The 13,584-nt window shown below is 44.8% G+C and carries 10 protein-coding genes and 9 tRNA genes; 8 read left to right on the forward strand and 11 right to left on the reverse strand.

Annotated elements, in window-relative coordinates:
• The first annotated feature begins 164 nt into the window (after positions 1-164).
• Positions 165-1,292, forward strand: coding sequence for a tRNA epoxyqueuosine(34) reductase QueG (gene queG, locus ONE56_RS12335; protein ID WP_041154992.1), 1,128 nt, complete (start codon positions 165-167; stop codon positions 1,290-1,292).
• Between the two features lie 822 nt (positions 1,293-2,114).
• Here queG and ONE56_RS12340 read toward each other — a convergent pair.
• The 10 genes from ONE56_RS12340 to orn all read right to left on the reverse strand — a co-directional run bounded on the left by ONE56_RS12340 (position 2,115) and on the right by orn (position 4,092).
• Positions 2,115-2,190: transfer RNA gene (locus ONE56_RS12340), tRNA-Gly, on the reverse strand.
• Positions 2,191-2,220: 30 nt separating this feature from the next.
• A tRNA-Met gene (locus tag ONE56_RS12345) sits at positions 2,221-2,297 on the reverse strand.
• Positions 2,298-2,339: 42 nt separating this feature from the next.
• Positions 2,340-2,415 (reverse strand) — tRNA-Gly (locus ONE56_RS12350).
• 30 nt (positions 2,416-2,445) lie between these two features.
• Positions 2,446-2,522 (reverse strand) — tRNA-Met (locus tag ONE56_RS12355).
• A 180-nt stretch (positions 2,523-2,702) separates the two neighbouring features.
• Positions 2,703-2,778: transfer RNA gene (locus ONE56_RS12360), tRNA-Gly, on the reverse strand.
• A 30-nt stretch (positions 2,779-2,808) separates the two neighbouring features.
• Positions 2,809-2,885: transfer RNA gene (locus tag ONE56_RS12365), tRNA-Met, on the reverse strand.
• Between the two features lie 191 nt (positions 2,886-3,076).
• Positions 3,077-3,152, reverse strand: a tRNA-Gly gene (locus ONE56_RS12370).
• Positions 3,153-3,182: 30 nt separating this feature from the next.
• Positions 3,183-3,259: transfer RNA gene (locus ONE56_RS12375), tRNA-Met, on the reverse strand.
• A gap of 56 nt (positions 3,260-3,315) precedes the next feature.
• A tRNA-Gly gene (locus ONE56_RS12380) sits at positions 3,316-3,391 on the reverse strand.
• A 155-nt stretch (positions 3,392-3,546) separates the two neighbouring features.
• Positions 3,547-4,092: an oligoribonuclease gene (gene orn / locus ONE56_RS12385; RefSeq protein ID WP_041154991.1), complete on the reverse strand. Its 546-nt coding sequence runs from the start codon at positions 4,090-4,092 to the stop codon at positions 3,547-3,549.
• Between the two features lie 129 nt (positions 4,093-4,221).
• On the opposite strand from orn, the gene rsgA reads away from it, so the two are divergent.
• From rsgA to ONE56_RS12405, 4 genes are all read left to right on the forward strand, one after another.
• The gene (gene rsgA, locus ONE56_RS12390; protein ID WP_331438796.1) at positions 4,222-5,286 is read left to right on the forward strand and encodes a small ribosomal subunit biogenesis GTPase RsgA; all 1,065 of its coding nucleotides are present in this window, start codon (positions 4,222-4,224) and stop codon (positions 5,284-5,286) included.
• Positions 5,287-5,402: 116 nt separating this feature from the next.
• A complete protein-coding gene (gene asd, locus ONE56_RS12395; RefSeq protein WP_331438772.1) occupies positions 5,403-6,260 on the forward strand; it encodes an archaetidylserine decarboxylase in 858 nt (285 codons plus the stop codon).
• Positions 6,261-6,443: 183 nt separating this feature from the next.
• Complete coding sequence (locus ONE56_RS12400; protein WP_423839949.1) at positions 6,444-7,859, forward strand: SLC13 family permease; 1,416 nt, start codon at positions 6,444-6,446, stop codon at positions 7,857-7,859.
• 138 nt (positions 7,860-7,997) lie between these two features.
• On the forward strand, positions 7,998-8,885 hold the full coding sequence (locus ONE56_RS12405; RefSeq protein ID WP_331438774.1) for a DMT family transporter: 888 nt from the start codon (positions 7,998-8,000) through the stop codon (positions 8,883-8,885).
• 134 nt (positions 8,886-9,019) lie between these two features.
• Here ONE56_RS12405 and gpmM read toward each other — a convergent pair whose 3' ends face one another.
• Entirely contained in the window at positions 9,020-10,552 is a 1,533-nt protein-coding gene (gene gpmM / locus ONE56_RS12410; RefSeq protein ID WP_423839950.1) for a 2,3-bisphosphoglycerate-independent phosphoglycerate mutase, read from the reverse strand.
• Between the two features lie 542 nt (positions 10,553-11,094).
• Between gpmM and ONE56_RS12415 the strand changes: the two genes are divergently transcribed.
• The 3 genes from ONE56_RS12415 to gpsA all read left to right on the forward strand — a co-directional run bounded on the left by ONE56_RS12415 (position 11,095) and on the right by gpsA (position 13,559).
• Positions 11,095-11,529 carry a rhodanese-like domain-containing protein gene (locus tag ONE56_RS12415; protein ID WP_041154987.1) on the forward strand — a complete coding sequence of 145 codons (435 nt, stop codon included), beginning with the start codon at positions 11,095-11,097 and terminating at the stop codon, positions 11,527-11,529.
• A 348-nt stretch (positions 11,530-11,877) separates the two neighbouring features.
• Positions 11,878-12,339, forward strand: a complete 462-nt coding sequence (gene secB / locus ONE56_RS12420; RefSeq protein WP_041154986.1) for a protein-export chaperone SecB — start codon at positions 11,878-11,880, stop codon at positions 12,337-12,339.
• Between the two features lie 182 nt (positions 12,340-12,521).
• On the forward strand, positions 12,522-13,559 hold the full coding sequence (gpsA, locus tag ONE56_RS12425) for an NAD(P)H-dependent glycerol-3-phosphate dehydrogenase (RefSeq protein WP_041154985.1): 1,038 nt from the start codon (positions 12,522-12,524) through the stop codon (positions 13,557-13,559).
• Positions 13,560-13,584 lie beyond the last annotated feature (25 nt).

A 13,584-nucleotide genomic window follows, 5' to 3' on the forward strand; every position in this document is an offset into this window, starting at 1 on the left:
CAAGCTTTCGAATGTCATATATACGAAAAACTAGCCATAAAACTGCGTCTTATTTATCGAGTATTCACTTATCCCCGAGTAACCTCAAGCCTTCTTCAACTTTACGCTAGCACCAATACAATAGATCCGTTAAGATCCGGCCCCCAATAATCTCGGTAGCCATCATGAACTACGAACAACTCGCAAAACAAATCAAAATTTGGGGAAAAGAGCTCGGCTTTCAGAAAGTCGGGATCTGCGATATTGATCTTAGTGAACACGAATCCGCCCTGCAAAATTGGTTGGATGCTGGATACCATGGTTCAATGGATTGGATGGCTCGTCACGGTATGATGCGTGCCAGACCAGCAGAGCTATTGCCAGGAACCATACGAGTTATCAGCGTACGGATGGATTACCTTCCTCCTGATGCCCAATTCGCTTCGAACCTCGCGAATAAAAATCACGCTTACATCAGTCGCTATGCACTCGGAAGAGATTACCACAAGCTGGTGAGAAAGCAGCTCAACAAGCTTGGTAAGTTAATCGAAGAAGAAGTTGGCCAATTTGGCTATCGACCTTTCGTTGATTCCGCACCAATATTAGAACGACCTTTGGCTCAAAAAGCAGGATTAGGTTGGACAGGTAAGCATTCATTAATCTTGGATAAAGACTGTGGCTCTTGGTTCTTTCTTGGAGAATTACTGGTTGATTTGCCATTACCGGTTGATAAGCCCACTCAGGACCAATGTGGGAAATGCAATGCCTGTATTACATCCTGTCCAACACAAGCCATTGTTGCAGATAACGTCGTGGATGCTCGTCGCTGCATCTCTTACCTTACGATTGAATTTGATGGAGTGATCCCAGAAGAGTTCCGCAAACCCATAGGCAACCGAATTTACGGCTGTGATGATTGTCAGCTCGTGTGCCCATGGAATCGATATGCAGAGCTAACCGAGCAAGAAGATTTTCATAGACGTGAAAGCTTTCACACACCTGACCTTGTGCAGATGTTTGAGTGGGATGAGGCTACGTTCTTAAAAAATATGGAAGGTTCAGCTATTCGCCGTATTGGCCATTTACAATGGTTGCGTAATCTCGCGATCGCTCTCGGTAATGCAGACTACAGCCAAAGAGTCATTGATGCATTAGACCGTCGTCGAGGTAGTAATACTTTGCTTGATGAACATATAGACTGGGCACTGACACAACAGTTGAACCAAATACCGACTAATGATTTGCAATCAGTGGAAACAAAGAAGAATCGTCTCATTAGGATTATCGAGAAAGGCTTACCGAGAGACGCATAGCGTGCAGTCTATATGCAAGAGATTGACAGCATGTTTTCATAATCAATCCGTTTTTCATGAAAATTTCATGACCTCGTTCTCAAATTAGTAATGTGGAAAAAAATTTGAAATCAAGTTGAAAGTGAACTGAAGAAAAAAGTTAAACACAATTTGAATAAATGACTAGGATCAAAAAAATGCGATGTAATGATCGTAAGTTAGTCAAGTCGATCCACAAAAAAAACCACTTCATCCATACAAAACAATAACTTAAAGCTAAAAACATCACTATAGCAAAAAAATAAAGAATCAAAGATCTCTCTTTACTTACTAAAAAAGCCAACCTAAAAACACTTTATCAACTAACTTATCCACAGAACGCCGTATGTGGATAACTCTGTTAATTAAAGTAAGATAAAACACTCAGAGAATGCTGGATAGTATGATTCATCCACTTCATATTCTGCCGTACGCGTAATGCACAGCGCCTGACATCATATAATACGGATAATTTTGGGGGTTCATGCTTCGCAGCATTATGAAAAGAGCGATGAGAGCACTTATTTTCTAATTTAATCGGAAAATAGAGCTAGTGTAGCGTATCACTGTTTAACACAATGGTAGCTATTACTTTACTTGTAGAGAAAGTGTCGCAATGTCATTGTTAAACACAATGAAAACTATACTTTCCACTTAAGAAAAAGTGGAGCGACACACGAGGTCCCTATCCATAAACAAAAAGGCGTGACCTCAACCTTGGTAAGGTTGCACTCTAACTACTGAGTGGGTGTCAGATTTTTTACGCTCGAAATACAATAAGAATCCTACTTCCAACGAAAAATTTGGAGCGACACACGAGGTTCGAACTCGTGACCTCAACCTTGGCAAGGTTGCGCTCTACCAACTGAGCTAGTGTCGCATAATAATAGCGAATGCTATTAATTGAATTTGGTTGCGGGGGCCGGATTTGAACCGACGACCTTCGGGTTATGAGCCCGACGAGCTACCAAGCTGCTCCACCCCGCGTCCGTGTTTCATCATTCAAAGCATGATGAGCGCTATAAATTTTGGAGCGACACACGAGGTTCGAACTCGTGACCTCAACCTTGGCAAGGTTGCGCTCTACCAACTGAGCTAGTGTCGCATATTAACAGCAAACGCTATTAATTAAATTTGGTTGCGGGGGCCGGATTTGAACCGACGACCTTCGGGTTATGAGCCCGACGAGCTACCAAGCTGCTCCACCCCGCGTCCGTGTTTCATCATTCAAAGCATGATGAGCGCTTATAAATTTTGGAGCGACACACGAGGTTCCCTATTCATAAACAAAAAGGCGTGACCTCAACCTTGGTAAGGTTGCGCTCGATAAATGAGCGGGTGTCGAACTCTTCGCTCGAAATACGATAAGAATCATACTTCCAACGAAAAATTTGGAGCGACACACGAGGTTCGAACTCGTGACCTCAACCTTGGCAAGGTTGCGCTCTACCAACTGAGCTAGTGTCGCATATTAACAGCAAACGCTATTAATTGAATTTGGTTGCGGGGGCCGGATTTGAACCGACGACCTTCGGGTTATGAGCCCGACGAGCTACCAAGCTGCTCCACCCCGCGTCCGTATTGTGTCATCGTTAAGCACGATGAAAGCTTTATCCACAATCAAAAGAAAGTGGAATGACACACTAGGCTCCCAATTCATAAAAATGGTGACCTCAACCTTGATAAGGTTGCGCTCTAAACACTGAGCGGGTATCGAATTCTACGCTCGAAATACGAGAATAACCATACTTCCAACGAAAATAATTTGGAGCGACACACGAGGTTCGAACTCGTGACCTCAACCTTGGCAAGGTTGCGCTCTACCAACTGAGCTAGTGTCGCATATTAACAGCAAACGCTATTAATTAAATTTGGTTGCGGGGGCCGGATTTGAACCGACGACCTTCGGGTTATGAGCCCGACGAGCTACCAAGCTGCTCCACCCCGCGTCCGTATTGTGTCATCGTTAAGCACGATGAAAGCTCTATCCACAATCAAAATAAAGTGGAGCGACACACGAGGTTCGAACTCGTGACCTCAACCTTGGCAAGGTTGCGCTCTACCAACTGAGCTAGTGTCGCATCAACAACGTTTCTGCTGTTTAGGGCTGCGAATTATAAGAGCATTTTTTTGTGATGCAAGTCCTTCCTGAAAAAAAATATCATTTTTTTTCTAAACGACGAAAAAGCAATCAAAACAAGCATAAATAGCCACAGCCTAGTACAGAGCTTATACACTAAATCTTGAAGATCGTTTCACGGTAATACTTCAGCTCCGCAATAGATTCACGAATATCATCCAAAGCCAGATGTGTGCCTTGCTTAGAAAACCCTTCTAATACGTCAGGTTGCCAACGACGGGTTAACTCCTTCAGAGTACTTACATCCAAATAACGGTAGTGAAAGTACTCCTCTAGTTCTGGCATGTATTTATATAAAAAACGGCGATCTTGACCAATACTATTACCGCAAATTGGAGAAACCCCTTTGGGCACCCACTTTTCTAAGAAAGCAATAGTTTGAGCTACGGCATTTTGTTCAGAAACTTGGCTATTTCGAACTCGCTCTACCAACCCGCTTGCCGTGTGCGTATTCGTACACCAGTCATCCATTTTGGCGAGTTCGTCATCCGATTGATGAATCGCTAACACAGGCCCTTCAGCCAAAATATTCAACTCGCTATCAGTGACAATAGAAGCAATTTCGATAATTTTGTGCGTTTCAGGATCAAGTCCTGTCATCTCTAAATCTACCCAGATTAGGTTTTGATCGCTCAAGGACATGGTTATGCCGCCTATTTGTTTATCGATAAAAAAGGTACTATACATCAAAATACTTGAAACACGATACCGACTCTATGGGGGCATATCGTGTATCAAGCACATGAATACATTCACACTAAGTACATAATTGTGGCTAAAAAGAAAAAATTAACCAAAGGTCAGGTGCGACGCGTACGCAACAACCAACAAAAGCGTTTGAAAAAGCAAGAAGACGCGATCCAATGGGATGAGAATATGCTGGGCTCAAGTAAACAGGGCTTAGTCATCACTCGTTTTGGTCAGCATGCAGACATAGAAGATTTGGAAACAGGAAATGTTCAGCGCTGTAATCTTCGTCGCGGTATAGAATCGTTGGTCTCCGGTGATAAAGTGCTGTGGCGTGAAGGCTTAGAATCTATGGCAGGCATTTCTGGCGTGGTTGAAGCCGTGGAGCCACGCACTTCAATGCTCACTCGTCCGGACTATTACGATGGTTTAAAACCGGTTGCAGCAAACATTGACCAAATGGTGATTGTGTCTTCTGTTTTACCCGAGCTTTCTCTCAATATTATTGACCGTTATCTCGTCGCAGCAGAAACACTCAACATTGCTCCGTTACTGGTTCTGAATAAAGTCGACCTATTAGAAGCTGACGACCGAGCCAAGTATGAAGAGTGGCTTAAAGAGTACCAACGTATTGGCTACAAAGTGCTGCTTGTGAGCAAACAGTCCGGAGAAGGCATCGTTGAACTAGAAGCGTTACTGCGTGATCGTATCAATATTTTTGTCGGTCAATCTGGTGTGGGCAAATCCAGTTTGGTTAACGCGTTAATGCCAGAGCTTGAGCACGAAGTTGAAGAAGGTGAAGTTTCGGAGAACTCTGGATTGGGTCAACACACCACTACGGCTGCACGCTTGTATCATATTCCAACTGGTGGCGATCTTATCGATTCTCCAGGAGTTCGTGAATTTGGCTTATGGCATCTAGAAGCAGAAGAAGTGACCAAAGCATTTGTTGAATTTCGACCTTATTTGGGCGGCTGTAAGTTCCGTGATTGTAAGCACGATGACGACCCTGGGTGTCTGCTTCGTGAGGCAGTAGAAAAAGGTGAAATTAGTGAGGTTCGTTTTGAAAACTACCATCGTATTCTTGAAAGCATGGTAGAAAATAAAGCCAATCGACAGTACTCACGTAACAAGAAGGCAGACTTATAGTCGGATTAACGCGAAAACTGTGTAAAAATCCCTCACTAGATACTGACAATTAAATTGAATTTCAGTAACATCACGCGCCCTAAAGCGAGAACCTAACAGAAGTATCGGAATTTAAGATGGACAAAATCAAAGTTGGACTACAGTACTGGATCCCACAACATGGCCTAACTCGCCTAATGGGCAAGCTGGCGTCAGCAAAGGCTGGTAGTCTAACCACCGCCGTTATTCGCTGGTTTATCAAGCATTACAATGTGAACATGGATGAGGCAAAGCATTCTGATCCGGCGCACTTTAAAACGTTCAATGAGTTTTTTGTTCGTGAGTTAAAAGAAGGCGCACGCCCAATTACTGAAGACCAAGCAGTAATCACTCACCCTGCAGATGCTTGTGTCAGTCAATTTGGGCCGATTACAGATGGTCAATTGATCCAAGCCAAAGGACATTACTTTTCCGCTCAAGAGCTGCTTGGTGGGGACAAAAATCTCGCTGAAGAGTTTACAGAGGGTACCTTTGCAACCCTTTACCTGTCTCCTCGAGATTACCACCGAGTTCATATGCCATGTGACGGCACATTACGCCAGATGATATATGTACCGGGCGATTTGTTCTCAGTAAACCCGCTAACCGCGGAAAATGTACCAAACTTATTTGCGCGGAATGAACGCGTGGTTTGTATCTTCGATACAGAATTTGGCCCGATGGCACAAGTACTCGTCGGTGCGACCATCGTTGGCAGTATTGAACAAGTTTGGGCAGGTACCATCACACCACCGCGTGGCAACACCATCCATAAATGGGATTACCCTGCTGAAGGTAACAAGGCGGTTATCTTGAAGAAGGGCGAAGAGATGGGCCGTTTCAAGCTTGGCTCTACCGTTATCAACCTGTTCGCGAAAAATGCTATCTCGTTCGATGAAAGCATGGAGAATGGTAAGCCTACAGTGATGGGAACGCCTTACGCTCACCAGCAGTAAACTTGAACATAAATCAATTCAGCTCCCGGGCCCCCGCTTATTATGCGGGGGCTTTTTATTGATAATAAGCAAAACTCAGTTCGAAATTCATATTCAGTTGCTCAAACTCATACTTGCGTCTAAGTAGCTAAAACCAGGTTCCATTATTCTGCAACCAGAAGTGAATGCTTGAAGGGGCGACGAATGGCAAAGATGAGTACGAGTATGCTGGTAAAACTGCTGGTATGTTTTTTAATTCCGCTCGGTGTTTTATGGATGCCGATAGATGCGATACCCATTGCCGATCTCACTTTAATTCAACATCGTCTGTTGGCGATCTTCCTTCTCGCGGCACTACTTTGGGTATTAGAGCCGGTTCCTGTTTTTGCCACTTCCATTCTGATCATCGCCCTTGAGCTAATTATGATCTCGGATAAAGGGCTACACCTATTTCGAGCACCACCTTTAGGCCATAGTCTTGGTGAGTTGATCCCTTATACCGATATTTTTTCCGCTTTTTCCTCGCCCATTATTATTTTGTTTATGGGGGGCTTTGCCTTAGCGATTGCGGCATCAAAATATGAGCTGGATAACAATCTAGCGCGCGTACTGCTTAGACCCTTTGGTACTCAACCTAAGTTCATCATGCTGGGACTGATGTTGATCACAGCGGTGTTCTCTATGTTTATGTCCAATACCGCGACCACGGTAATGATGTTGGCACTACTAGGACCGATTGTGGCTTCTGCGCCAAAAGGAGATTTAGGCATCAAGGCGCTCGTTTTATGTATTCCGATAGCAGCCAATACTGGCGGGATAGCCACACCAATTGGCACACCACCAAACGCAATTGCACTGCAATACTTAACAGGTGAAAACACCATCGACTTCCTTTCATGGATGATGATGGGGTTGCCTTTCGTACTGATACAACTGACCATTGCTTGGTTCTTATTGCAAAAGCTATTCCCTTCCAACGAGTCAGAAATGAAGCTCAAGCTAGATGGTACTTTTCAGCGAAACTGGCGCGCTATTGTAGTCTATGTAACCTTCGCAATGACAATCCTGCTCTGGATGACCACTCAAGTTCATGGGATGAATACCTACGTTGTCGCGATAATTCCACTCGCGGTATTTACCTTAACGGGCATTATGGGCAAAGAAGAGTTAAAGCTGATCAATTGGGATGTATTGTGGCTGGTGGCTGGTGGTATTGCGATTGGTATTGCCTTAGACAAAACAGGACTCGCCGAAGCCTTAGCTCATGCGATTGACTACCAATCGCTCTCACCCTTTGCAGTTGTCGTGGCCATTTCCGTCGTTTGCTGGTTGATGGCTAACTTTATGTCCAATACTGCAACCGCTAACTTATTGATGCCAATCGCCGCGGCCATTGGTGTCTCAATGCCAAGTTTAGTGGAAATAGGAGGACTGCAAGGCTTATTGGTCGTGGTCGCCTTCTCCGCGTCATTGGGGATGATTCTCCCCGTGTCTACCCCACCAAATTCATTGGCCTACTCAACTGGTCTAATCGAAAGCAAAGATATGGCGAAAGTGGGGCTCATTCTGGGCTTGATAGGCTTATTTATTGTCTATGGTGCCGTCATTGTGTTGGTGTAATCCATAAGGCTTTTCCTCGCAAGCAGCTCTTTGACGAGCTGCTTTTTTATTGTTCCTTAAAGACTTGGTACTTTTACATCAATACAATTTCGTGCATATTATCCGCCTTCCTATCGTATCAACGGATTCTCATCACTCATGGGTTATGAATGGCTTGCACTCTGTGCCGCTTTTTTGTGGGCGATCTCCAGTTTAATTTCTGTTATCCCCGCGCAGCACCTCGGCGCTTTTTCTTATAGCCGCTGGCGCATGGGATGTACCTCGGTCATTCTCACCACGATGGCTTGGTTAACCGGAGGTTGGTTAAGTGTGTCAGCAGAACACATCACCCCAATGATGGCGTCTGGATTGATTGGTATTTTCATTGGCGACACCGCGCTGTTTGCATGCATGAACCGCATGGGACCAAGACAAGCAGGATTACTTTTCTCTTGCCATGCTGTGTTCTCGACGGTGTTAGGTTACTTCTTGTTTAGTGAAAGCATGACCACCATAGAACTGCTTGGCTCTGCATTGGTGTTCAGCGGTGTCGTAATGGCGATCTTCTTTGGTCGACGAGGTCAAACACACAACGTACTCGAAGACGTCAAAGGTAATATCTGGGTGGGTATCGGACTCGGCCTCACCGCAGCATTGTGCCAAGCACTTGGTGGTATTCTTGCCAAACCCGTCATGCAAACCAGTGTGGACCCAATTGCAGCTTCTGCGATTCGTATGATCAGTGCATTTACGGCGCACTGCGTGTTGCTTTTAATCGGAGTAAAGGTCGCCAAAGCCACTCAGCAGATTACTTGGAGAGTGTTTGGCATTACCGCGCTAAATGGCTTTCTCGCGATGGCAGTAGGAATGACACTTATTTTATACGCCCTGCAAGAAGGAAATGTGGGTATGGTCGCGCTGTTATCCTCAACCACACCGATTATGTTGTTGCCACTTTTGTGGGTTTATACCAAACGCAGACCCAATCGATATGCTTGGTTAGGAGCAGCACTTGCGGTTCTTGGAGCAGGAATTTTGGTACATTAAGCCCACCTATCTTCATCGCAAGATGGGCATGAACGCTATGTAGTTTGATGCTAAAGAAAAGCCCGAGTTGCGATAACTCGGGCTTTGTCATTTAAGAACTCTTTTAATGATTTAAGTAATAGTTACCTAAACTCTTATTTAAAAAGAATATCACCAGACATTTCTGCAGGAATTTCTAGACCAGACAATGCAAGCATCGTTGGCGCTAGGTCAGAAAGCTTACCGCCTTCTTTAAACTCAACTGCTTTATCCCCCACATAAATCAGAGGAACAGGTAAGTTAGTGTGTGCAGTATGAGTACCACCCGTTTCTGGGTCTACCATCATTTCTGCGTTACCGTGGTCTGCTGTAATCAGTAGTTGACCACCCACTTCCTTGATCGCTTCAACGACTTTACCAACACTTTCATCCAGCGCTTCGATTGCTTGTTCCGCCGCTTCGTAAACGCCAGTGTGACCCACCATATCCGCATTCGGGTAGTTACAAATGATGGTGTCGTATTTGCCAGACTTGATCGCTGCAACCATTTTTTCCGTCAGCTCAGGAGAGCTCATTTCAGGTTGCAGATCGTAAGTCGCGACTTTTGGAGAAGCAACAAGTTGACGCTCTTCGCCTTCAAACTCATTCTCAACACCACCGTTGAAGAAGAAAGTCACGTGCGCGTATTTCTCTGTTTCAGAAATTCGTAACTGAGTTTGACCTTGCTTAGATAACCACTCACCGTAAGTATTTTCCAACGATGCAGGTGGGAAAGCCGTTGCCAGCGGGATATCTGCCGCGTACTGCGTCAACATAACAAAGTTAAGCGTCGGGAATACTGCACGCTCAAAGCCATCGAAATCAGGCACAAATGCACGCGTGATTTGACGAGCACGGTCGGCGCGGTAGTTCATGAAGATAACCGCATCACCGTCTTGCATGATTGCGTCTTCTTGTCCTTCAGATTTGATTGCGGTCGCTTTCACGAATTCATCGTTTTCCTCACGAGCGTAAGCAGCTTCAAGACCAGCAACGGCTGAGTCAAAAGTGAAATCTGCTTTTGCTTGAGTCAGCAAATCATAAGCGACTTGTACACGTTCCCAGTTATTGTCACGGTCCATTGCGTAGTAACGACCAACGAGAGAGGCAACACGGCCTTTACCTAGCTTAGCAAACAGCTCGTCAAAACGTTTTAGCGAGTTTTCTGCGCTGCGTGGTGGTGTATCACGACCGTCTAGGAAGCAGTGAAGGTAAATTTTCTCAGCGCCACGAGCCGCTGCCATTTCAACGGCTGCATAGATGTGATCTTCATGAGAGTGCACGCCACCTGGAGACATTAACCCCATGATGTGAACCGCTTTACCCGCTTTAATCGCTGAGTCCATGGCTTCAACAAGCGCTGGCGTTTCTGAGAACTCACCGTCAGCGATAGATTTAGTAATACGAGTTAGGTCTTGGTAAACAACACGACCGGCACCAATATTGGTGTGGCCGACTTCAGAGTTACCCATTTGACCTTCAGGAAGGCCTACATCCAAACCTGAAGCAGAGATTAGTGTATTCGGGTGGTTCGCAATCAGTGAATCCATTACTGGTGTTTTTGCATTCGCAATTGCGTTACTTGCGCTGTCTTCACGGTAACCGTAACCGTCAAGGATAACTAGAGCCAATGGCTTCTTAGCTGACATAGTGATGACCTCATCAAATTTAAGTAACTTTGGCGTAGGGCCTCGCTGCCCTATCTAACCTTGAAACAAAACTAGCGTAATTTTACTACACTTTTTAACCAAAACTGTAGGGTAAGATCAAATAATGTTTGCGATTTAGTGTTGCTGACTTACAACTCAATATACAAATTCACCTTTATTTGTTTTCATCTAACCACGAAATCGTTGAGGTTATATAGCGTTAAACTGTGTTCAACAAGCATAGTCATTCTCAATGGGCTTTGTACACCCTTGCCCTCGTTAATTGGTAGCGATTTACTTTGCTACCAGCTCTTATACTGACACTATTATTCGCATTTATACGTAAAAGAAAAACCAGTTTCAGCAATCAATTCGATAGGTAAGTTAGATGCTCCTAGGGTCTACAAAGTGCGAAACGCGTTTAAAAGAGTTTGTGAAGATCCCAATTATTGGTCAGAACAATTTAAGCCACTCGCCTAAGCGCCTCAACCTCGCTATACTCCTGCTTTATTTTTCCGGCAAAAAGTGTAAGAGCTCAAGACATGCAAGAGTACATTGAATTTTTCCAGCAGAACATGATTCTATCTTTGGTTTGGGTAGGCGTGCTTATCGCATTAATCATGAATATCGTAAAATCTGCCACCGCAGCATACAAAGAAATCAGCGTAAACCAACTAACCCAACTGATTAACAAAGAAAATGGTGTGGTTGTCGATACGCGAACCAAAGATGAGTTTAAACAAGGTCACATAACCGACTCAGTTCACATTTTACCGTCAGATATCAAAACGGGTAACTTGAGTAGCCTTGAAAAACATAAATCCGACCCAATCATTGTGGTATGCAAAACAGGGCAAACTGCTCAAGAAAGCGCAAGTCAACTAGCCAAAGCAGGCTTTGAAAACGTTAGCCTACTTAAAAATGGTTTGTCGGCTTGGAAAGAAGCAAACCTGCCGTTAGTTCGTGGAAAAAAGTAGTCCGGAGCGCAAATGGCTCGTGGCATAAATGGTTCGTGGCGCATAAATAGTTCGTGGCGCATAAAAGTGACCTCGCAAGTTTATGATGGGTCACCACCTCAATCAACGAGGAAGCGACCGCTCAATACGTCACTCAACGTCGTGTTCGATAACCCAACCGACTATGGTCACGCTTTGCAAGTACCAACTGAGTAAAAATAAAGCACTTACAATGCCAAGTTGTGACACTTGGCACGTAATACATGCTTCATCTAGTCAAGCTACATTAGCTCAGTTAGTCTCGGGACAAGACAAATTTCTGAGTCGAGAAAGTTCTAGACTCAACCAATGTTTATTAAGGATAAAAAAATGGCTGAAGCAGCACCACAAGACGCACAACAAAACTTCGCAATTCAACGTATCTTCCTAAAAGACGTTTCTTTCGAAGCTCCTAACTCTCCAGTAATCTTTCAAAAAGAGTGGAATCCAGACGTTAAACTGGATCTCGATACTCAAAGCCGTGAACTTGGCGAAGGCGTTTACGAAGTCATCCTACGCCTAACTGTGACGGTAAAAAATGCTGAAGAAACGGCATTCCTATGTGAAGTTCAGCAAGGCGGTATCTTCACTGCAGAACAGATGGAAGCAGGTCAACTTGCACATTGCCTAGGCGCATTCTGTCCGAACATTCTATTCCCATACGCTCGTGAAACCATTTCAAGCCTCGTTGTTAAAGGAACGTTCCCTCAACTGAACCTAGCACCAGTTAACTTCGATGCGCTGTTCATGAACTACCTTCAACAGCAAGCGGAAGGCGAAGCTGAAGCGTAATTCACATTTGTAAGTGACGTGTAGGCAAAAACTTCATGTCGCATACCCAAATTAAATGCACAAAGCGTCCAAAAAACGATGCGATGTGCATTTTTTATTTTCTAGCTCCTAATCTTCCGAGAACGTAAAATCTTGCGATGATAGACTAGATTAGAACAGTAAAAACTCTATTAGGCGGCAGCATGACAAAAGCAAATACAAACAATGCTTACGGTAAAGACATTGCGATGACAGTCCTTGGCGCAGGCTCATATGGCACTTCGCTAGCGATCTCCCTTGCGCGTAATGGTGCAAACATTATCCTTTGGGGACACGAGCCCGAGCACATGGCTCGCCTTGAAACCGATCGTGCTAACCATGAATTCTTACCTGGTGTGGATTTTCCAGACAGTTTGATCGTTGAATCAGATTTGGAAAAAGCTGTCCAAGCCAGCCGAGACTTACTTGTCGTGGTGCCAAGCCACGTTTTTGGCATCGTATTAAAAAGCTGCAAACCTTTCTTGCGTGATGATTCACGTATCTGTTGGGCAACCAAAGGGCTCGAACCTGAGACAGGTCGCCTACTTAAAGATGTCGCGTTCGACATTATCGGCGAAAACTACTCCCTAGCCGTCTTGTCTGGCCCCACTTTCGCGAAAGAACTAGCAATGGGCTTACCAACCGCTATTTCGGTTGCTTCACCCGATGCTCAGTTTGTTGCCGACCTACAAGAGAAAATCCATTGCAGTAAGACGTTCCGCGTATACGCTAATAGTGACTTCACTGGTATGCAACTAGGTGGTGCAGTCAAAAACGTCATCGCCATTGGCGCGGGTATGTCAGATGGCATCGGCTTTGGCGCCAATGCTCGAACCGCCCTTATCACTCGAGGCTTGGCAGAAATGAGCCGTTTAGGTGCCGCGCTTGGTGCAAAACCAGAAACCTTTATGGGCATGGCTGGCTTAGGTGACCTAGTCCTTACGTGTACCGACAACCAATCAAGAAACCGCCGTTTTGGCTTAGCACTGGGACAAGGCAAAGACGTCGATACCGCGCAAACTGAAATTGGTCAAGTTGTGGAAGGCTACCGCAACACAAAAGAGGTATGGATGCTGTCTCAACGCATGGGTGTTGAGATGCCAATTGTTGATCAAATTTATCAAGTATTGTATCAAGGAAAAGATGCACGCCTGGCAGCGCAAGATTTACTTGCTCGTGACAAAAAATCTGAAGGAAAGTAGCACTCTACGCGCTTTCGTATCACTC

This window comes from Vibrio mytili (assembly GCF_049563345.1).
GTDB classification, from domain to species: Bacteria; Pseudomonadota; Gammaproteobacteria; order Enterobacterales; family Vibrionaceae; genus Vibrio; species Vibrio mytili.